Genomic DNA, 19,714 nt, shown 5'->3' with positions numbered 1-19,714 from the left:
ACATGCCAGAAGTATAGTTTTTCAGCTAGGAGCGTGCTTTACGGGGGCGTGATTTCTGCGGTTCAAGTGCGGTCACCTGGCTTTCCACCCAGCCGTCATCGAGGCGGGTGCGCAGTAAATCACCTTTATGCAATTGCTGGGTTTTCTTCACCAGTTGGCCTTGCGTATCCGTGGTCACGCTAAACCCGCGAGCCAGTGTGGCAAGCGGACTGACGCCCTCCAGTTGCGCGGCCAGATTACCAAAGCGCTGACGATTGTGATTCAGCTGCTTCTCCATGCCCTGTTGCAGGCGATACTGCCATTGCTGCATCTGCTGCTGTGCACGCAGAATGCGGCCCTGCGGCTGCTGATTATTGAGGCGCTGTAACACGCGATCCTGCTGGCGATTAGCCACACGCAGGCGCTGATCCATCGCTTCACCGAGGCGGCGTTGCAGCTGGAACAGTGTGGTTTGCTGGCGTGCCAGGCGCAACTGTGGGTGCTGCTGCTGCAAACGATGTTGTATGCGGGTAAAACGGCGTTGCTGCTCTGCAATGTAGAAATCCATTGCCATTTCCATACGCTGCTGCTGTGACTGCAAACGGCGCAGCAGTTCGATCTGATTGCGGCTCACGACTTCTGCCGCCGCAGATGGGGTAGGGGCGCGCAGATCGGCGACAAAGTCGGCGATGGTGACGTCTGTCTCGTGGCCGACGGCACTGACGATCGGCAGGCGGCTGGCAAAAATAGCACGCGCCACGCGCTCATCGTTAAAGCTCCACAAATCCTCCAGCGAGCCGCCGCCACGGCCGACAATCAACACGTCACACTCATCACGCTGGTTCGCCAGTTCAATGGCACGCACGATGGCTGCGGGCGCATCGACACCTTGCACTGGCGTGGGATAGATAATCACGGGCAGCGACGGATCGCGGCGATGCAGCACGCGCAGCACGTCATGCAGCGCCGCGCCGGTCGCGGAGGTGATGACGCCAACCTGACGTGCCGGATCCGGCAGCGGCTGTTTGAACTGCTGATCGAACAACCCCTCAGCTGCCAAACGCGCTTTTAGCTGTTCGAACTGCTGCTGCAACAAGCCTTCACCGGCCGGATGCATGCTTTCGATAATCAGTTGATAGTCGCCACGCGGTTCATACAGCGTAATGCTGGCGCGCACCAAAACCTGCTGACCATGCTGGGGACGGAAGGTGACGCGGCGGTTGCTGTTTCGGAACATCGCGCAGCGAACTTGTGCGCCATCATCCTTTAAGGTGAAGTACCAGTGACCGGAAGAGGGCTGGCTAAAATTTGAGATCTCAGCACTGAGCCACACCAGGCCCATCTCATTTTCCAGCAGTTGGCGCACCGTGGTATTCAGGCGGCTGACAGTAAAAATATTGGCGGTTGGCGGTAGCGACATGTGATGTAGATCAAATTTTAAATCAGAGGGTTAATCAACCGATACTACATTGCTCACCCGAAGGATCAAGACTTTTTCCTAAAAAACACTGGAGGCAATCGATTTCGGCCTGTATAATGCCGCGGCAATATTTTATCTGTTTTAATCGCCCCTAGGTGGAGATATTGCAATGCTAAGAATCACTAAAGAAGCCCTCACTTTTGACGACGTTCTGCTCGTTCCAGCTCACTCCACTGTCTTACCGAACACCGCTGATCTCAGCACCCAACTGACGAAAAACATCCGTCTGAACATCCCTATGCTGTCTGCTGCCATGGACACCGTGACCGAAGCCGGTCTGGCAATTGCACTGGCGCAGGAAGGTGGTCTGGGCTTTATCCACAAAAACATGTCGATTGAGCGCCAGGCGGATGAAGTTCGTAAAGTGAAAAAACACGAAAGTGGCGTAGTGACCGATCCGCAAACTGTGCTGCCAACCACCACGCTGGCGGCAGTGCAAGAGCTGACCGAGCGCAACGGCTTTGCGGGTTATCCGGTTGTGAACACAGACAACGAACTGGTCGGTATCATCACCGGTCGTGACGTACGCTTTGTGACTGACCTGAGCCTGCCAGTTTCCGCAGTGATGACACCGAAAGAGCGTCTGGTCACTGTTAAAGAGGGTGAAGCGCGCGACATCGTACTGCAGAAAATGCACGAAAAACGTGTTGAGAAAGCGCTGGTTGTTGATGACAGCTTCCACCTGCTGGGCATGATTACCGTTAAAGATTTCCAGAAAGCAGAACGTAAACCTAACGCCTGTAAAGATGCGGAAGGCCGTCTGCGTGTGGGTGCTGCGGTTGGAGCGGGCGCGGGTAACGAAGAGCGTGTTGACGCGCTGGTTGCTGCGGGCGTTGACGTTCTGCTGATCGACTCTTCTCACGGTCACTCTGAAGGCGTTCTGCAGCGTATCCGTGAAACCCGTGCGAAGTATCCAGACCTGGACATCATCGGTGGCAACGTGGCGACCGGTGCAGGTGCATTGGCACTGGCCGAAGCGGGCGTGAGCGCGGTGAAAGTGGGTATCGGCCCTGGTTCAATCTGCACCACGCGTATCGTGACTGGCGTAGGTGTACCACAGATCACCGCCGTTTCTGATGCGGTTGCTGCGCTGGAAGGCACCGGTATCCCGGTTGTGGCTGATGGTGGTATTCGTTTCTCAGGTGACATCGCCAAAGCGATCGCCGCAGGCGCGGCCGCGGTGATGGTCGGTTCTATGCTGGCGGGTACTGAAGAATCTCCAGGCGAAATCGAGCTTTATCAGGGCCGTTCGTTCAAATCTTACCGTGGTATGGGTTCACTGGGCGCGATGTCTAAAGGCTCATCTGACCGTTACTTCCAGACCGATAACGCGGCTGACAAACTGGTACCAGAAGGTATCGAAGGTCGCGTAGCGTACAAAGGCCGTCTGAAAGAGATCGTGCACCAGCAAATGGGCGGTCTGCGCTCTTGCATGGGCCTGACCGGTTGCCCAACCATCAACGATCTGCGTACTAAAGCCGAGTTCGTGCGCATCAGTGGCGCAGGTATCAACGAAAGCCACGTGCATGATGTGACCATCACCAAAGAGTCACCGAACTACCGCATGGGTTCATAATCCCGTAAGATTCAACGCCCGGCACCTGCCGGGCGCTTTTATTATTAAGTCCATCCCAATGGAAACGCCTCAATGACGACTGAAAATATTCATAAACATCGTATTTTGATCCTCGATTTTGGTTCTCAGTATACGCAGCTGGTCGCGCGCCGCGTGCGTGAGCTGGGCGTCTACTGCGAACTCTGGGCGTGGGATGTCACCGAAGAGCAGATTCGTAGCTTCAATCCAAACGGCATCATCCTGTCAGGTGGCCCGGAAAGCACCACTGAGCTGAACAGCCCACGAGCACCAGAATACGTGTTCAATGCTGGCGTACCGGTGCTGGGCGTGTGCTACGGCATGCAGACCATGGCAATGCAGCTGGGCGGCAAGGTTGAAGGCTCCAACGAGCGTGAGTTTGGATATGCGCAGGTTGAAGTGCTGACCCAGAGCGCACTGGTGCGTGACATCGAAGATGCCATCAGCGCTGCCGGCAAACCGTTGCTGGACGTGTGGATGAGCCACGGTGACAAAGTGACCGCCATCCCAGCAGGTTTTAAAACGGTTGCCAGCACCGAAACCTGTCCGTTCGCCATCATGGCTAACGAAGAGAAGAAATTCTACGGCGTGCAGTTCCACCCAGAAGTGACGCATACCCGTCAGGGCCTGCGCATGCTGGAGCGCTTCATCCGCGACATCTGCGGCTGTGAAGCACTGTGGACCCCAGCTAAGATCATCGAAGATGCGGTAGAGCGTATTCGTGAGCAGGTCGGTCAGGACAAAGTGATCCTGGGCCTGTCAGGTGGTGTGGATTCCTCTGTCACTGCGATGCTGCTGCACCGTGCCATCGGCGATCGTCTGACCTGTGTGTTCGTGGACAACGGACTGCTGCGTTTGAATGAAGCTGAGCAGGTCATGGACATGTTTGGCGACCACTTTGGTCTGAACATCGTTCACGTTGCCGCTGAGAATCGTTTCCTTGACGCACTGGCGGGCGAGAACGATCCCGAAGCCAAGCGTAAGATCATCGGCCGCGTGTTCGTTGAAGTGTTCGACGAAGAAGCGCTGAAGTTGACTGACGTGAAATGGCTGGCACAGGGCACCATCTATCCAGATGTGATCGAGTCTGCTGCTTCTGCTACCGGCAAGGCGCACGTGATCAAATCGCACCACAACGTGGGCGGTCTGCCGAAAGAGATGAAGATGGGCCTGGTTGAGCCGCTGAAAGAGCTGTTCAAAGACGAAGTGCGTAAGATCGGTCTGGAACTGGGTCTGCCATACGCCATGCTGTATCGCCATCCGTTCCCAGGTCCAGGTTTGGGCGTGCGTGTCCTCGGCGAAGTGAAGAAAGAGTACTGCGACCTGCTGCGTCGTGCGGATGCAATCTTCATCGAAGAACTGCATAAAGCTGACCTGTACAACAAAGTTAGCCAGGCCTTCACCGTGTTCCTGCCAGTGCGCTCTGTTGGCGTAATGGGCGACGGTCGTAAATATGATTGGGTTGTTTCACTGCGTGCAGTAGAAACCATCGACTTCATGACCGCGCACTGGGCGCACCTGCCGTACGATTTCCTCGGCCGTGTCTCCAACCGCATCATCAACGAAGTGAACGGCATTTCTCGCGTGGTTTACGATATCTCTGGTAAGCCACCAGCCACGATTGAGTGGGAATGATTTCCACTCATTGAATTGCCGATCAAGCCCGCATCAATGCGGGCTTTTTCTTTTCAAGACAGCAAAGCATAGTTAGTGAATACAAACTCACCTAAACCAATGCATGATGACGGGTGAATGATTACTCATCAGGATGCCGTCGATGCTGCCATTGAAAGCCTTTCTCCTCTCTTTCCTCTGTATTGTACTGCTCTCGCTGGCAGCCAGCCTGGCGCAGGCCACGCGCACCGGTGAGTTGACCAGCGAGCGCGGTGGTTGGGCGACGGCGCGACGGGATTCGGCCGGGTTAGCGCCGGACCCACACCAATATGCCAATCTGGCTATTGTGCAGGCCTATGCCGCGCCCACTTATGGTTGGAAGGGCGCTGTCGCGGTACATCCGTGGATCATTTTTAAGCGTGCCGGGGAGACGCAGTACAACCGCTACGAAGTGATCAGCTGGGGCAGCGGCGATAAGGTGCGTCGCAACGCAAACCTGCCGGATGGATACTGGTACGGCGCAAAACCGCGCTTGCTGGTGGAGCATCGTGGTAAAGAAGCCGAAGCGATGATTCCGCAGATCGAAGCGGCGATAAAATCCTATCCATGGCCAACGACCTATCATGCCTGGCCTGGACCGAACAGTAACACCTTTATGGCGCACATTGGCCGTGAAGTGCCTGCGTTGAAGCTGGATTTGCCTGCCAATGCTTTAGGCAAAGATTATCGCTCTCTGCTTCATCCAATTGGATTACCACCGTCGGGGCGCGGGTTACAGGTGTCCTTGCTGGGTGTGTTAGGCGTCACCCTGGGGGCGGAAGAAGGGCTGGAAGTGAATGTGCTGGGATTGAATCTGGGGCTGGACTTCACGCCATTAAAACTGCGCTTGCCGTTTATTGGCGGGATTGGGCAAGATAATCTGCAAAAGGACAATCCGTGATTGTCTGCGTTCACGTCGTGCAATAAATTGCGTAATGCCATTCACTTAAGCCAGTGGGTGCTGTTTAACCTGGTACGCATGAATGCGCACTCTACGAAAACCGCACCAAACAATGTAAGGGCATCATTAACCGCACCGAGCAATGTAGGGCGTCATTCATGGCGATCAAAACCAGGCATTACACAATAAATTACGCCGCTATGGCAGGGTGCACTGACCAGTAGCGGCGCTATTTATCGCGGAACGGAAGCATCAGCACACGCCGAAATCGCCCTCTTCATGATACAAATTCACGCTATCTGCTCTGACCTCGATCTCACGTTTGATGGGATCGTCAATACGCGCGCACCATAGCAACTCACCTTCAACCCGTGTGACCTGCATCTTTGGGCCACCGGTCTTCGACTGCACAAAATCATCAACTTTAAACATGCTGTTTCTCCCTCAGGTCAGTGATAGCGCTAAGTGTATATGCGCTTGAACTCAGGCGCGCTCGATTTTGTGCGCTGTTTTCCAACAACAATATAAGCATGGATTCTCAGGACACTCCTTGTTTTTTCTCGCCTTAAATACTGCTGACATAGCCTCTGAATATTCGTGATGGTTGTCAATTGACAACCATAAAATCAAAGTATAAGGTGGCATGCAATGTCAGAGCGGAAGCGACACCCGCACAAAGAGATTGAGAGCGTTTTACGTTATGCGGAAGTTCAGGGATGGAAAATTGTGCAAGGTGGGCATCATGCGTGGGGCAAAATGTATTGTCCGGAGAATTCGGCAGAGTGTCGATGCGGTGATTTCTGTATTACCTGTATCTGGCGCACGCCTAAGAGCCCTGAAAATCACGCCAGGATGTTAAAGCGAGTGGTGGATAACTGCTCAAAAGTGAAACGATAAGGATGAAAAAATGGAATTTGAATTCACTTTGCGTTTTCAGTTGAGTGAGGCCGTTTCTGATGACGAAGCCCTGGAACGACTCGGCGCTGCCGGTTGCACTGATGCGCTGGTGGGCAACGGCGTAGCAGGCAAATTGAGTCTGATGTACTGCCGGGAAGCGGAGAGTGCGCAGCAAGCGATTCGCGATGCCTTAGCTGAAATCACTCAGGCTTTACCCGATGCTGAACTGATTGAAGCGGCCCCCGATCTGGTGGGCCTCACGGATATTGCTGAGTTGATTGGCGTGTCGCGCCAGAATATGCGTAAGTTAATGCTCACTCACAGCCCGCAGTTTCCACGTCCGATTCATGATGGTAAAACCGCGCTGTGGCACCTTATCGATGTGGTCGAGTGGTTAAATCAACGCGGATCATCCCGCGTAACACCAGGCATCAGCGAACTGGCACGCGCAACGTTACAACTCAATTTGCAGCAAGCGTTGCAACGTTACGCGCACTGTCTTTGATTTAATGGTGCAGCAAAAACACCGTCGCCAATCCAAGGAAAATAAAGAAACCGCCAGTGTCGGTGATGGCGGTGATCAGCACGCTGGAGCCTACCGCCGGGTCGCGTTTCATCTTGGTCATGATCAACGGAATCAGCACGCCCATTAGTGCCGCCAGCAGCAGGTTAAGCACCATTGCCAGCATCATCACGCCACCGAGTTGCAGGTTGTCATACATCAACCAGGTGATGCTGCCCATGATTCCGCCCCAGAACAGCCCGTTTATCAGGGCAACGCCGAGTTCACGTACCACCAGGAAGGAGAAGTTACCGGGTTCCACCTGATGCAGCGCCAGGGCGCGCACAATCATGGTGATGGTCTGGTTGCCGGTGTTACCACCAATTCCGGCCACGATGGGCATCAGTGCCGCCAACGCTACCAGTTGGGATATCGTCTCTTCAAACAGGCCAATCACACGAGAAGCGATAAATGCAGTACACAGATTGATGGCGAGCCACGCCCAGCGCTTGCCAACCGCTTTGCGCACGGGCGCAAACACATCTTCGCCCTGACTGATACCCCCCATCTTACGGATGTTGCTTTCGTTCTCTTCATTGACCAGATCGATCACGTCTTCTACGGTAATACGCCCAATCAGCTTGCCTTTAGCATCAATAACGGCGGCGGAAATCAGGTTATAACGTTCAAAGGCACTGGCCGCTTCTTCGGCTTTGTCATCAAGCTGAAAGGTGGTCGGGCGTGCATTCATCACATCAGAAACCAGCGTTTTAGGCTTGTTGAGCAAAATGTCGGTAAGTGATAACTCTCCCAGCAGCTGGTTCTGTTCGTCGGTAATAAAGATTTTATCGGTGCCATCCGGCATGCTTTTGCGCTTACGCAGGAAACGCTGCACGGTAGCGAGGGTAACGTCAGAGCGGACCGTCAGAATATTGAAATCCATCACCTGGCCCACACGGTCGCGATCAAGCTCGATCACTTCCAGCAGGCGTGCACGCAGGTTTGGCTCCAGCGTGGTCAGCAAACGTCCGGTTAAGTCACGCGGCAGATAGCGTGCCAGATATACCTGATCGTCGATGTCCAGCGGCTCAATAGCGTGCAGAATCTCGCGATCAGTCATACCTTCCGTCAGGCTGGCCCAGACGGTTTCTGAAGCTTCGACCAGCACGCGACCGCGCTGCTCGGAGGGCACAAGGCGCCATAATGCCAGACGTTCTTGTTCAGGGAGCGCTTCGAGGATATCCGCTAAGTCAGCAGCATGCAGCTGCTGCAGCTCTTCTTCCAGCTGATGGCGCCAGTCGGTGATCTCCCGCAGCTCGGCGGCATTGAGATCGATAGATTTATCCAGCAGCACATCAACGAGATCGTCCTCGCTAAGGAGCAGATGCAAGATGCGCTGGCGGATTTCAGTTAATTGTTGTGCATACGGAGCAGACATAACGCGTCCCTTGTGTCTGTAAAGTCAGGTCAAAGTGTAGCGCGTTGCGGGTAATCAGGGCGTATTTAGCGGCATTGTCACAAACGGGCAATGTGCAGCGGCAAGCAACGATGACCCGCAAGTTCCTTAGCGCGAATCGCTGGTGCTCAGTGTGGTGACCGGCTCAGGTGCGGCTTTTTTTTGCTGATGGTGCTCAATCGCACCGGGGATGATGAAAATCAGACGGCCAACCAAAATAAAGAAACTGATCAGCAAAATAATGCGAGTCATGGTGCCGGTTTTGGGACGTCTTCGTGCAGGTATGGCGCTGTTCACGCGGGGTGGTTCCTGTAAATGCCCATCGGGCGGTAGCAACATTTAGTCACAGTTAGATCTTCAGGTCAATCGCTGTGTGAAAAATGAGCAGCAAGGGTTAAAGCTACATTGATCAATATTAGATGAGGCCGCAACACGCGGCCTTTTATCAGTAGCTGGCTTTTTGCGCAAGAAGCGTGGCGAAGCGGTACTTGATGCGGTTACCGTTTTCGTCGCGGCGGTGCAGTTCGCCGACATCCTCGTTGTACTTCACGATATGCCAGTTGCGATAGTAGTCGCTCAGTTCACCCGATTTAAACGTAAACGGGAAGCCTTGTGAGTTCGGATAATCATCCGTGCTCATTGCCGCTACAATCAGGTTATAACCATACTTCACCGTGCTGGCCTGCATGTCGGCTATCAGCTGCGGAATGGTTTCCGGTTGCAAGAACATCATCACCACGGTCGAGAGCACAAACTGGTAGCCGCCGTTAAAACGAACCTGGTTGAGGTCGCACAGTTCGGTGCGAATATTCTGCAGATTCTCTTCCTGGATAATGCTATTCAGGCGCTCCAGGCTCTGGGGATTGCTGTCCCAGCCGGTGACGTCAAAGCCATGTTGGTTGAGGAACAGGCTGTTACGCCCCTGGCCGCAACCGAGATCCAATGCCTTACCCACTTCCAGTTTAGGCAGCGCGGCCAACACTTCGGAGTGGGTCGGCGTCAGACCGTATTTTTCGGCATAAAAATTGTCGGGACGAATTGTCATAGTGATACAGCGGGCCAGCAGCCCGCATTACTCCTCTTCCAGCGTCAGTTTCCAGCCGGTAACATCATTCCAGTAAGCTTGCTCGCGCTCCAGATCCAGCTGCACCAGCGTATTCTGGCTCAGATAGCCACGCGGGAAAGTCAGCGTCCAGGTGCTGTCATCGGCCTTGAGCTTGAGCGAGTCCGGCTTGGTTGTTGCCTGGCGCTGATTATTCAGCAGCGTGCCCAGACGCAACAGGAACACCATCGGCAGGAACTGTTTCTTTTTGAACAAGGTGAAACGGGGCATTTCATCCTGCTTCACCGCTTTACGGTGATAGCGTACCAGCATGGCCAACAACATCTGTTGATCCTGATTAAAACCAGGCATGTTGGAGTTCTGCAGGATGTAAGCTGAATGGCGCTGCATGCCGCTGTGATTGATGGTCAATCCGACTTCATGCAGCAGCGCAGCCCATTTCAGCAGCGCGGAAAGCTGTGGATTTGCCAGCTTAGGATTTTGATCCAGCCACTGCAGATACAGCTGCTCGGTGGTTTCCAGTACACGACGCGCCTGATCGCTATCGATGGCGTAATGGTTTGCCAGACTTTGTGCGGTGCGGCTGCGAATATCCTGATGGCGGAAACGGCCTTCCATCTCATACAGCACGCCTTCACGCAGTGCGCCATCAGACAGGCGCAGCTCACGAATTGCCAGCGCATCAAACACGCCACACAGAATCGCTAACCCCGGCACAAACACCGCTTTCCGCTCTTCTGACAAGCCCGGCAGGCTCAACGCATTAAACGACTTGTGCTTCAGCACCTCAGAGACCAGCATCTCCAGCGTTTCCGGCGTGATCAGCTTCTCTTTTTCACCCATTGCCAGCAGCACTTCGCAGGCCGCTTTGATCGAGCCTGAAGCGCCGAGCGCATACTGCCAGCCGTGCAGACGATATTGCCAGGCCATGGTTTCCAGCTTCTGCGCTGCGGACAAACGCGCGCGACGGAAATGTTCAGGCGAAATTTCCCCTTTCGGGAAATAGAGATTGGCGAAGCTGACACAACCCATGCGGCGGCTTTCCACCAGCTGCGGTTCAAAATCCTCACCGATCACCAACTCGGTTGAACCGCCGCCGATATCGATCACCAGCTTGCGGCCTTTCTCCGGCTGCGTATGCTCCACGCCCATGAAAATCAAACGCGCTTCTTCGTTGCCAGAGATGACTTCAATCGGATAAGGGATCACCTCCGCCGCACGCTGCAGGAACTCTTCGGCATTGGTGGCGATACGCAGCGTGTGCGTACCGACGATAGTGACGTTTGCCGGGCTGAACCCCTGTAAACGCTCCGCAAACAGCGCCAGGCAGCTCAAGCCACGCTCCATCGCCTCATCGCTCAGGCGATTTTGCGCATCTAACCCATCGGCCAGATGCACGCGCTGTTTCAACCGCCCCAACACTTGCAGGGCGCCATCGACCACACGGGCAATCACCATGTGAAAGCTGTTTGAGCCCAGATCGATGGCAGCAAATTCCTGCGGTTTCGGCGTACTTTTATGGGAAATTGGCATAGGCGTTATTCGGGTTGTTCCAGTTTCTTGATGTAATCGTAAATCGCCAGCTGCGAGCGCACCTTCTTGCGATTGCCGCGCGGAACATAACGGTTACTCAGTTCTTTGTCCACGATGCGCGCTTTTACGGTATCACTCAACAGAATGGCAATGATATCCAGAATGCGCTGCTTCACGCGGGGATCGAGGATCGCCACGGCCACCTCAATGCGGTGATCGATATTACGCGTCATCCAGTCTGCGGAAGAGAGATAAACCTTTTTCTCGCCGCCGCTCTCAAAAATATAGACGCGGTCGTGCTCAAGATAACGGTCAACGATGCTGGTAATGCGAATATTTTCACTGATGCCCGGTAAATCAGGGATCAGAGAACACATGCCGCGCACCAGCAAATTGATCTTCACGCCCGCAGATGACGCGGCATAAAGACGATCTACCAAGCCGTTATCGACGAGGTTATTGATTTTCAGCGTAATGCCGGCCGGTTTTTTCTGCTGAGCATTGGCGATCTCGGCATCGATCAACTTATACAGCATGTCGCGCGAGTTTTGCGGCGACACCAGTAAGTGCTCGAACGTCACCGGGCGGTACGGGTTTTCAATAAAGTTAAACACGCGACGCACTTCATTGGTGATACGCGCATCGGCAGTCAGCAATGAATAGTCAGTATAAATGCGTGCGGTTTTTTCGTTGAAATTGCCGGTACCGATATGCGCATAACGCACGATTTCATCGCCTTCACGACGTGAAATCAGGAACAGCTTGGCGTGAATTTTCAGGCCTGGTGCAGAGAAGATCACGTGCACGCCCGCTTCGGTCAGGCGTTTCGCCCAGCGAATGTTGGCTTCTTCATCAAATCGCGCCTGCAGCTCAACCACCACCGTGACTTTTTTACCGTTGTAGGCGGCGTGGATCATCGCATCCATGATGCGTGAGTTTTTGGCAACGCGATAAATGTTGATCTTAATCGCCAGCACGCTTGGGTCGAATGACGCCTGGCGCAGCAGCTCCAGCACGTGCTCAAAGGTGTGATATGGATAGTAGAGCAGCACATCACGATTACGGATGGCATCGAAACCGTTGCGGAAGCCATCAAAGCCGATGTGGCGAATTTGTGGCAGAGGACGGTTTTCCAGGTTGGCTTTGCCGACGTTCGGGAAGCCGATAAAGTCTTTAAAGTTGTGGTAACGACCGCCCGGCACAATCGAATCGTAGTTCGAAATCGACAGCTTATGGCGCAGCATTTCCACCATCGCATCCGGCATATCACGCTGATACACAAAGCGCACCGGTTCTGCGTTGAGACGCTGCTTCAGGCTGGAGGACATCAATTCCAGCAGGCTCGATTCCATCTCAGTAACCAGATCGTACTCAGCATCGCGCGTCATCTTCATTGAATAAGCATTCAGCGCATCGTAATCGAAGAAGCCTTTGAAAATTTCGTCCAGGCAATAGCGCAGGATGTTATCCAGCAGAATCATCGGTTTGCGGCGGCGTGGCGATTCAGCCGGTAAGTTGACGAAACGGGGAACTTTGTCGGACGGGATTTCCAGCAGCGCATAACGAATATCGTCGCCGCGAATAATCTCAACTGCCAGATAGGTGTAGTCGTCTTTAAGGAATTCAATCAGATCGGTGTCGTGGTTAATCAGAATCGGCGTGACGTGCTGGCGTAATTGATGTTTGAAGTAATAGCGCAGCCACTCTTGCTGATTCGGCGACAGCTGGCGTTCGTTAATCAGGAAGATCTGATTACGGGCCATTTCCAGCAGCAGGTCGTTATACAGTGCATCGAATTCCTGATCCGATTTCTGCACCCGCAGCTGAATTTTTTTCAAGATATGACGAAGGGTCGTCGGCGTGCCCTGTTCCTCACCAATCAGAATGCGACGTTTCAGATCGGCGAAGCGCACTTTGTAGAACTCTTCAAGATTGTTGGAATAGATTCCCAGGAAGCGCATGCGCTCAATCAGCGGGTTAGTCTTGTCCGCTGCTTCCTGTAACACACGTTCGTTGAAGCTTAACCAGCTTATTTCTTTTTCTATATACAGCTTTTCCTGACCCATTCTGACTCCGTGAGGCTGTTGCTGGACGGATTGTCCGGCGGGAAAATCGCAAAAATGCGCCTCCGCTCAGTGTCCGTCACCATTATGGCGAGAGTATGGCAAGCTTGTCCAACGCCAAAGGTTGTCTTATCAATCAGCTACGGGCAACATAGCGACGTGTTTTCACCTGTAACCTGGCCTGCATGAGCATAAATCGTATCCCTGTCCATTTCAGCGACCGCCGTCGCCGCGCTGTCGATCAGTTAGTTCGTCGCGTGGTGACAGGCTGCGGCGTGGGCATTTTACTGCTGATGCTGCTGCTTTTCTTCTGGCTGATTTGGGTGGTGTTACCCCTTTTCAGCGCGCCGGGCATGCAAGCCACCACTCATATCCAACTTTGGGATAAAGCGCCGGTGCTGGCGATGGGCAGCGATGGACAGCTTGGCTGGCGCATCAGCCGCAATGAGGCGCGCTTTTTTCCGCTCGATGGACAGCCCGCCGTTGAGGCACTGGCGCTGCAACAGCATCCTGATGCGGCGGTCATCAGCAGCAATAGCAGTAGCGTATTACTCAATATGCAGGGCGCACTGCTGCTGATGCAACCGCTGATCCACGAAAATCATGGCCAGTGGTTCTTCCCGTTTGGCGATCGTCCGCTGCGTCTGGCGCAGGGCGCAGTGACCACCATGGCGCTGGCCTCGCTGAGCGATCACCAGTGGCGGATTGCCGCCCAAACGCCTGCGGGCATCAGCGTGATGACGCTGGAGAACCAGCAAACCGTCAATCAGATTTTGCTGCCACAGCAGCAAGCCGAGCATCTGCTGTTATCCCCCGATGGCACATTGCTGTACGCCAGTGAAGGGCGCTTGTTGCGTGTGTGGCAAATCACACCAGAAGGCGCACAACTGCGTGAAACGCAGACCCTAAACCAGCGTCCGCAAAGCCTGCATATCCTTACCGGCGGCCGCACGCTGCTGATTCAGGATGCACAGGGGGTGAAACAGTGGTTTGCCATTGCGAGCGATAAAGGGCCACGGCTGCAGGAAATACATACCTTTGAGCACAGCCAGGATGCGGTGAAGATCGTACCTGAGGCGCAACGACGTGTGTTTGCCACCTTTAATGCTGCGGGGGAAGTCAAACTGTTCGCCAGCAAGCAGCAAGGGCCAATCTTGACGCGGCAGTTAGCTCCCGGTATTCAGGCGCTGGCATTTTCACCCCGCGGTGATGCGCTGATTGTGGAGCGGGAAGGGCAGTGGCAACAGTTTGCGCTGGATAATCCCTGGCCCGATTTCACCTGGCGCAATCTGTGGCAAAAAATCTGGTACGAAAACTATCCGCAGCCGGATTGGGTATGGCAATCCACTGCGGCTGGCGACAGCTATCAGGCCAAATTCAGTCTGATACCGATGGTGCTGGGCACACTCAAAGCCGCCTCGCTGGCGCTGCTGTTTGCCACGCCGCTGGCTCTGGCGGCGGCAATGTACACCGCATGGTTTATGTCGCCGGGGTTACGCCGCTGGGTGAAGCCGGGCATTGAGATGATGGGTGCGTTGCCGAGCGTGGTGATTGGATTGATAGCCGGGGTTTGGTTGGCACCCCATGTGGGTACTGCGCTGGTCGGCGTGCTGCTGTTGCCGCTGGTGCTGGCGGTCACTTTATTGCTGTGCGGCGTGCTCAGTCCGCACTTGCCCTTGCGTTGGCGTCGGCCCGGTTTTGAAGTGATTCTTCTGCTGCCGGTATTGCTGGCCGTGACCCTGTTAACGCTGTGGTTGCCCACGCAGCTGTGGCCGGATATCGGCGAGCGGCTGGCGCACTATGAGCAACGTAACTTATTGGTCGCAGCGCTGGCGATGGGCTTTGCGCTGGTTCCACTGATTTTCACGTTGTCTGAAGATGCCCTATTCAGCGTGCCAGGCGCACTGGGACAAGGTTCACTGGCGCTGGGCGCCACGCCGTGGCAAACCCTGACGCGTGTGGTGCTGCCAGGCGCATCGGCGGGGATTTTTGCTGCCCTGATGATCGGTTTTGGCCGCGCAGTAGGTGAAACCATGATTGTGCTGATGGCCACCGGTAACACGCCGGTCAGTGAAGGCGGCTTGTTTGCAGGGCTACGTGCGCTTTCGGCCAATATCGCCATTGAGATGCCTGAAGCGGCAGCGGGCAGTGCGCATTACCGAATTCTTTTCCTGAGTGCGCTGTTGTTACTGATATTCACTTTAGTGATCAATACCGTCGCGGAGTTGATTCGTCAGCGTCTGCGCCAGCGCTACAGCCAGCATGAGGGACAGGGATGAAAGCGATGCGTCAAAACGATCGCTGGCGCTGGCTAACAGCCGGTGCGGTGGCCGTGTGTTTACTGGCGTTTACCTTGCTGATTGGCCTGCTGGCATGGCAGGGCATGCGCGCCTTCTGGCCACAACCGGTGGATCAATACCTGTTCCAGCCGCCGGAAGGCTCGGCGGTGATGGTGCTGGGCGAAACGCTGCACAAACAGCCGCAGGGCGAGCAGTGGCGCTATGTGGTGAAAACCGGCAATCGCGATTTTGCCGCACCGGATTTCCGTGTGCTGTATAGCCAGGGCGCGGCGAAAACGCGCCGTCCAGCAGATGCGATGGTGTTACAGCGCCGCAGCGGCGGCAATGCTTACGGCTGGCTGATTGAGTTGCGGGAAGAAAACGAAGTGCTGACCGCACGGGATCGTGATGCGCTGTTGCACCAGCGGTTGGTGCAGGTGCATGAGCAGTTACGTCAGGCCAGCCATATTCGTCGTGTGCAAATGGCACGCCTTAATGCACAGCTGGAAAGCCTGCAGCAGCAAGCTGATGAGCAACGTCAGCGCGGCACGTTCACCCTGCAGGATCAATCGGAATTCGATGCCAACAGCGTGGCGCTGCAGCGGCGCTTTAGCGCACTAGCGCAACAGCTGACCCATCTGCAACATGAGAGCGAACGCGACACCTTGGTGCTGCGCGATGTGCAGGGGCAGGATCACGTTATTCCGCTGGCGCAGGTGGTGGATGCCTGGTATCCAAATGCGATGTCGTTTGGGCAGAAGTTGCAGCACTTCTTCAGTCAGATCTGGCAGTTTGTCAGCGATTCACCCACATCAGGCGGCGGCGAGAGCGGGGCGTTCCCGGCGATTTTTGGCACGGTGCTGATGGTGTTACTGATGTCGATCATTGTGATGCCGCTGGGCGTGGTGGCGGCAGTGTGGCTGCACGAATATGCCGGACGTAATGCCTTAACCCGTCTGGTGCGCATTGCGGTGGTGAATCTCGCCGGCGTGCCATCCATTGTGTATGGCGTGTTTGGTCTGGGCTTCTTTGTCTGGTTGATCGGCGGCACTATCGACCAGCTGTTTTTCTCACGCGCACTACCGAATCCGACGTATGGCACACCGGGCCTGCTGTGGGCGGCACTGACGCTGGCGCTACTGACATTACCCGTGGTGATTGTCGCCACCGAAGAGGGGCTGTCACGCATCCCGGATAATCTGCGCCAGGGCTCGCTGGCGCTGGGTGCCACGCAGGCGGAAACGCTGTGGCGCGTGGTGTTACCGCTGGCGGTACCGGCGATGCTCACCGGCCTGATTCTGGCCGTGGCGCGTGCGGCCGGGGAAACCGCCCCGCTGATGCTGGTGGGGGTGGTGAAAATGGCCCCGGAGCTACCGGTGGATGCGGTGTTCCCGTATCTGCACCTCGACCGCAAATTTATGCACCTCGGTTTTCAGATTTACGATTTGGCCTTCCAGAGCCCGAATATCGACGCTGACCGACCGCTGGTTTACGCCACCGCCTTGCTGCTGGTGGTGATTATCCTGTCGCTCAATCTGCTGGCGATGGCGCTGCGGCATCGGCTGCGCGAGCGTTACCGCCTCATGACGCACTAGAAAGGTTTTTAGATGACGCCCGATTACGACATCGCGTTAACCGTTAACCAGCTGTCGCTGTGGTACGGCGAACGCCAGGCGCTGAACAATATCGATCTGCACATCCCCAAAAACCGCATCACAGCGCTGATTGGCCCGTCCGGTTGTGGCAAGTCGACGCTGCTGCGCTGCTTTAATCGCATGAATGATGTGATTGATCGTTGCCGCATAGAGGGCGAAATTCTGTTGGATCAGCATGCAGTGATGCAGGCCAATCAGGATCTGCCCGCGCTGCGCCGTCGCATTGGCATGGTGTTTCAGCGGCCGAATCCGTTCCCAAAATCGATCTATGAGAACGTGGTGTACGGTTTGCGGCTGCAAGGGGTGCGCGATCGTCGCGTGCTGAATGAAGCTTGTGAACGTGCGCTGCGTGCGGCGGCACTGTGGAGTGAAGTGAAGGATCAGCTGGCGCAGAATGCGTTGACGCTCTCCAGCGGTCAGCAGCAGCGTCTGGTGATTGCGCGCGCCATTGCCATTGAGCCGGAAGTATTGCTGCTGGATGAGCCAACATCGGCACTCGATCCGATATCCACGCTAGTGATCGAAGAGTTAATGACCACGTTAAAGCAGCATTTCACGCTGGTGCTGGTGACGCACAACATGCAGCAGGCGGCACGTGTGTCAGATTACACGGCGTTCATGCATAACGGGCAACTGGTGGAGTTTGATGAAACCGATCGTATCTTCACCTCGCCAAAAGCGCGTAAAACCGAAGATTACATTACGGGTAGATTTGGTTAAGGGATAAGCCACTTGCTCTACGTTTTCAGGGCGTAGAAAGGCAGCAGGTTTTAGCAGCCCCAGGCGCTGACATCAGCCAGTGACTGGGGTGAATTAAGCGGGGCAACGTGTCTGCAAGCGGCTGAAAAAGGTGAAAATCAGTCGTGTGCGTAACCCTGCGGTGGCAGCGGTTGCCCATTCAGCCAGGCTTTTCCATCACGCATCTGCAAGCGTCCATCGACGAACCAGCTGATCACCAGCGGATAAATCGCATGCTCCTGATGCTGCACGCGTGAGGTGATCTCTTCTTCATCATCTTCAGCAAATACCGGAACGCGCGCCTGCAAAATCACCGGTCCGCCATCCAGTTCGTCAGTAACAAAGTGCACCGACGTACCGTGTTCTTCATCACCATTCTCTAGCGCCTGACGATGGGTATGCAGTCCGGGATATTTCGGCAGCAGCGACGGATGGATGTTCACCAACCGGTCGTGATAATGCGCGACAAACGCCTGACTGAGAATGCGCATGTAACCGGCCAGCACCACCAGGTCGGGTGCATAGGCATCGATTTCCTGCATCAGTTGGCGGTCAAATGCATCGCGGTCGGCAAAGTCACTGGCGGCGAGGCTATGACCCGGTACGCTGGCTTCCTGCGCACGCGTCAAACCAAACGCTGAGGCTTTATTACTGAAAACGGCAGCGACGCTGCCGTTGATACGCCCGCTTGCGCAGGCGTCGAGGATGGACTGAAGATTGCTTCCGTTACCGGAGATCAGTACAACCAGTTTTTTCATGGATTAATAACCACTCGCTCTTCTGAGTCAGAGGCTTTAATCACGCCGATTTTCCACGCCTGTTCGCCAGCGTCGGTCATCAGCTGTACCGCTTTATCGGCATCGGCCGGGCTCAGCGCGATGATCATGCCCACGCCGCAGTTGAAGGTACGATACATTTCATGACGGCTGACGTTGCCTGCCTGCTGTAACCAGCTGAACACGGACGGCCACTGCCAGCTCTTCTCGTCAATCACCGCCTGAGTATTGTCTGGCAACACGCGTGGGATGTTCTCCCAGAAGCCGCCACCGGTCAGGTGAGAAATTGCGTGCACATCCACCTGTTCGATCAGGCTGAGGATATTTTTCACGTAGATGCGAGTCGGTGCCAGCAGGTGATCGGCCAGTGGTTTGCCATCCAGCTGTTTGGTTTCTGGATCAGTCTGGCTGACTTCCAGAATCTTACGCACCAGCGAATAACCGTTCGAATGCGGGCCGCTTGAGCCCAGTGCGATCAGCACGTCGCCGTCCTGCACTTTCGAACCGTCAATGATTTCTGATTTTTCCACCACGCCGACGCAGAAACCGGCCACGTCGTAGTCTTCACCGTGGTACATGCCTGGCATCTCAGCGGTTTCACCGCCGACCAGCGCACAACCTGACTGCAGGCAACCTTCGGCGATGCCGGTGATCACCGCAGAAGCGGTATCCACATCCAGTTTGCCGGTCGCGTAGTAGTCGAGGAAGAACAGCGGCTCAGCGCCTTGCACAATCAGGTCGTTCACACACATCGCAACCAGATCGATGCCGATGCTGTCATGACGTTTGAGATCCATCGCCAGACGCAGCTTGGTGCCGACGCCATCGGTTCCGGAGACCAGCACAGGCTCGCGGTATTTCTGCGGCAGCGCACAGAGCGCGCCAAAGCCACCCAGTCCACCCATCACTTCCGGGCGACGAGTTTTCTTTACTACGCCTTTAATACGGTCAACCAGATCGTTACCAGCATCGATATCAACACCGGCGTCTTTGTAGCTGAGAGAGGTTTTGTCGGTCACTGCGGAATCCCCACGCGAATTGCGGTTGGTGGCAAAAATTAAGCGCGCTAATTCTACCAGTGCAGGCAAACGTTTGCGAGTCCCATCTCATGCCGCTTTGCACAGCGCTGATTTTTCGCCAATCCT

At 55.1% G+C, this 19,714-nt stretch carries 17 protein-coding genes; 8 read left to right on the top strand and 9 right to left on the bottom strand.

What is annotated here, in order from left to right:
- Positions 1 to 25: 25 nt before the first annotated feature.
- Positions 26 to 1,399 (bottom strand): exodeoxyribonuclease VII large subunit, encoded by a 1,374-nt coding sequence (xseA, locus tag VH86_RS01065; protein ID WP_045831616.1) that lies wholly within the window; start codon positions 1,397 to 1,399, stop codon positions 26 to 28.
- Between the two features lie 169 nt (positions 1,400 to 1,568).
- On the opposite strand from xseA, the gene guaB reads away from it, so the two are divergent.
- From guaB to VH86_RS01050, 3 genes are all read left to right on the top strand, one after another.
- Entirely contained in the window at positions 1,569 to 3,035 is a 1,467-nt protein-coding gene (gene guaB / locus VH86_RS01060; RefSeq protein ID WP_034825688.1) for an IMP dehydrogenase, read from the top strand.
- Positions 3,036 to 3,107: 72 nt separating this feature from the next.
- Positions 3,108 to 4,688, top strand: coding sequence for a glutamine-hydrolyzing GMP synthase (gene guaA / locus VH86_RS01055; protein ID WP_045831615.1), 1,581 nt, complete (start codon positions 3,108 to 3,110; stop codon positions 4,686 to 4,688).
- A 142-nt stretch (positions 4,689 to 4,830) separates the two neighbouring features.
- A complete protein-coding gene (locus tag VH86_RS01050) occupies positions 4,831 to 5,607 on the top strand; it encodes a DUF3750 domain-containing protein (RefSeq protein ID WP_045831614.1) in 777 nt (258 codons plus the stop codon).
- Between the two features lie 252 nt (positions 5,608 to 5,859).
- On the opposite strand, the gene VH86_RS01045 is transcribed toward VH86_RS01050, so the two are convergent.
- The gene (locus VH86_RS01045; RefSeq protein ID WP_034825711.1) at positions 5,860 to 6,039 is read right to left on the bottom strand and encodes a hypothetical protein; all 180 of its coding nucleotides are present in this window, start codon (positions 6,037 to 6,039) and stop codon (positions 5,860 to 5,862) included.
- Positions 6,040 to 6,255: 216 nt separating this feature from the next.
- Between VH86_RS01045 and VH86_RS26000 the strand changes: the two genes are divergently transcribed.
- Both VH86_RS26000 and VH86_RS01040 read left to right on the top strand, forming a co-directional pair.
- Positions 6,256 to 6,504, top strand: a complete 249-nt coding sequence (locus VH86_RS26000) for a hypothetical protein (protein WP_072050553.1) — start codon at positions 6,256 to 6,258, stop codon at positions 6,502 to 6,504.
- Positions 6,505 to 6,514: 10 nt separating this feature from the next.
- Entirely contained in the window at positions 6,515 to 7,009 is a 495-nt protein-coding gene (locus tag VH86_RS01040; protein WP_045831613.1) for an AlpA family transcriptional regulator, read from the top strand.
- 1 nt (position 7,010) lies between these two features.
- On the opposite strand, the gene mgtE is transcribed toward VH86_RS01040, so the two are convergent.
- From mgtE to ppk1, 5 genes are all read right to left on the bottom strand, one after another.
- On the bottom strand, positions 7,011 to 8,444 hold the full coding sequence (gene mgtE, locus VH86_RS01035) for a magnesium transporter (RefSeq protein ID WP_038645445.1): 1,434 nt from the start codon (positions 8,442 to 8,444) through the stop codon (positions 7,011 to 7,013).
- Between the two features lie 126 nt (positions 8,445 to 8,570).
- Positions 8,571 to 8,759, bottom strand: coding sequence for a YfgG family protein (locus tag VH86_RS01030; protein WP_034825717.1), 189 nt, complete (start codon positions 8,757 to 8,759; stop codon positions 8,571 to 8,573).
- A gap of 148 nt (positions 8,760 to 8,907) precedes the next feature.
- Positions 8,908 to 9,507 (bottom strand): tellurite resistance methyltransferase TehB, encoded by a 600-nt coding sequence (tehB, locus tag VH86_RS01025; protein ID WP_045831612.1) that lies wholly within the window; start codon positions 9,505 to 9,507, stop codon positions 8,908 to 8,910.
- Positions 9,508 to 9,534: 27 nt separating this feature from the next.
- Positions 9,535 to 11,058, bottom strand: coding sequence for an exopolyphosphatase (gene ppx / locus VH86_RS01020; RefSeq protein WP_045814904.1), 1,524 nt, complete (start codon positions 11,056 to 11,058; stop codon positions 9,535 to 9,537).
- 5 nt (positions 11,059 to 11,063) lie between these two features.
- Positions 11,064 to 13,124: a polyphosphate kinase 1 gene (ppk1, locus tag VH86_RS01015; protein WP_034825724.1), complete on the bottom strand. Its 2,061-nt coding sequence runs from the start codon at positions 13,122 to 13,124 to the stop codon at positions 11,064 to 11,066.
- A gap of 182 nt (positions 13,125 to 13,306) precedes the next feature.
- Between ppk1 and VH86_RS01010 the strand changes: the two genes are divergently transcribed.
- The 3 genes from VH86_RS01010 to pstB are packed head-to-tail and all read left to right on the top strand — an operon-like array spanning position 13,307 to position 17,775.
- Positions 13,307 to 15,400, top strand: a complete 2,094-nt coding sequence (locus VH86_RS01010; RefSeq protein ID WP_045831611.1) for an ABC transporter permease subunit — start codon at positions 13,307 to 13,309, stop codon at positions 15,398 to 15,400.
- A complete protein-coding gene (pstA, locus tag VH86_RS01005; protein WP_045831610.1) occupies positions 15,397 to 16,995 on the top strand; it encodes a phosphate ABC transporter permease PstA in 1,599 nt (532 codons plus the stop codon). Before VH86_RS01010 ends, pstA begins: the two co-directional genes overlap by 4 nt.
- Before the next feature lie 12 nt (positions 16,996 to 17,007).
- On the top strand, positions 17,008 to 17,775 hold the full coding sequence (gene pstB, locus VH86_RS01000) for a phosphate ABC transporter ATP-binding protein PstB (protein WP_038645455.1): 768 nt from the start codon (positions 17,008 to 17,010) through the stop codon (positions 17,773 to 17,775).
- 137 nt (positions 17,776 to 17,912) lie between these two features.
- Here pstB and purN read toward each other — a convergent pair whose 3' ends face one another.
- Together purN and purM are read right to left on the bottom strand one after the other, a co-directional pair.
- Positions 17,913 to 18,551, bottom strand: coding sequence for a phosphoribosylglycinamide formyltransferase (gene purN, locus VH86_RS00995; RefSeq protein ID WP_045831609.1), 639 nt, complete (start codon positions 18,549 to 18,551; stop codon positions 17,913 to 17,915).
- On the bottom strand, positions 18,548 to 19,588 hold the full coding sequence (purM, locus tag VH86_RS00990; protein WP_034825969.1) for a phosphoribosylformylglycinamidine cyclo-ligase: 1,041 nt from the start codon (positions 19,586 to 19,588) through the stop codon (positions 18,548 to 18,550). The genes purN and purM overlap by 4 nt, the downstream gene beginning before the upstream one ends.
- Between the last annotated feature and the right edge of the window lie 126 nt (positions 19,589 to 19,714).

Source organism: Pantoea sp. BL1 (assembly GCF_000963985.1).
Lineage (GTDB): Bacteria > Pseudomonadota > Gammaproteobacteria > Enterobacterales > Enterobacteriaceae > Pantoea > Pantoea rwandensis_B.
The sequence above is the reverse complement of the archived record's forward strand: the minus strand, read 5'-3'. Positions and strand labels throughout refer to the sequence as shown.

Excerpts from the sequence above, each read along its gene's own strand:
- mgtE (WP_038645445.1), bottom strand. The coding sequence starts at position 8,444 with ATGTCTGCTCCGTATGCACAACAATTAACTGAAATCCGCCAGCGCATC.
- pstB (WP_038645455.1), top strand. The coding sequence starts at position 17,008 with ATGACGCCCGATTACGACATCGCGTTAACCGTTAACCAGCTGTCGCTG.
- xseA (WP_045831616.1), bottom strand. The coding sequence starts at position 1,399 with ATGTCGCTACCGCCAACCGCCAATATTTTTACTGTCAGCCGCCTGAAT.
- pstA (WP_045831610.1), top strand. The coding sequence starts at position 15,397 with ATGAAAGCGATGCGTCAAAACGATCGCTGGCGCTGGCTAACAGCCGGT.
- tehB (WP_045831612.1), bottom strand. The coding sequence starts at position 9,507 with ATGACAATTCGTCCCGACAATTTTTATGCCGAAAAATACGGTCTGACG.
- VH86_RS01040 (WP_045831613.1), top strand. The coding sequence starts at position 6,515 with ATGGAATTTGAATTCACTTTGCGTTTTCAGTTGAGTGAGGCCGTTTCT.
- VH86_RS01010 (WP_045831611.1), top strand. The coding sequence starts at position 13,307 with ATGAGCATAAATCGTATCCCTGTCCATTTCAGCGACCGCCGTCGCCGC.
- VH86_RS01050 (WP_045831614.1), top strand. The coding sequence starts at position 4,831 with ATGCTGCCATTGAAAGCCTTTCTCCTCTCTTTCCTCTGTATTGTACTG.
- VH86_RS26000 (WP_072050553.1), top strand. The coding sequence starts at position 6,256 with ATGTCAGAGCGGAAGCGACACCCGCACAAAGAGATTGAGAGCGTTTTA.
- ppk1 (WP_034825724.1), bottom strand. The coding sequence starts at position 13,124 with ATGGGTCAGGAAAAGCTGTATATAGAAAAAGAAATAAGCTGGTTAAGC.
- purN (WP_045831609.1), bottom strand. The coding sequence starts at position 18,551 with ATGAAAAAACTGGTTGTACTGATCTCCGGTAACGGAAGCAATCTTCAG.
- guaA (WP_045831615.1), top strand. The coding sequence starts at position 3,108 with ATGACGACTGAAAATATTCATAAACATCGTATTTTGATCCTCGATTTT.
- VH86_RS01045 (WP_034825711.1), bottom strand. The coding sequence starts at position 6,039 with ATGTTTAAAGTTGATGATTTTGTGCAGTCGAAGACCGGTGGCCCAAAG.
- ppx (WP_045814904.1), bottom strand. The coding sequence starts at position 11,058 with ATGCCAATTTCCCATAAAAGTACGCCGAAACCGCAGGAATTTGCTGCC.
- guaB (WP_034825688.1), top strand. The coding sequence starts at position 1,569 with ATGCTAAGAATCACTAAAGAAGCCCTCACTTTTGACGACGTTCTGCTC.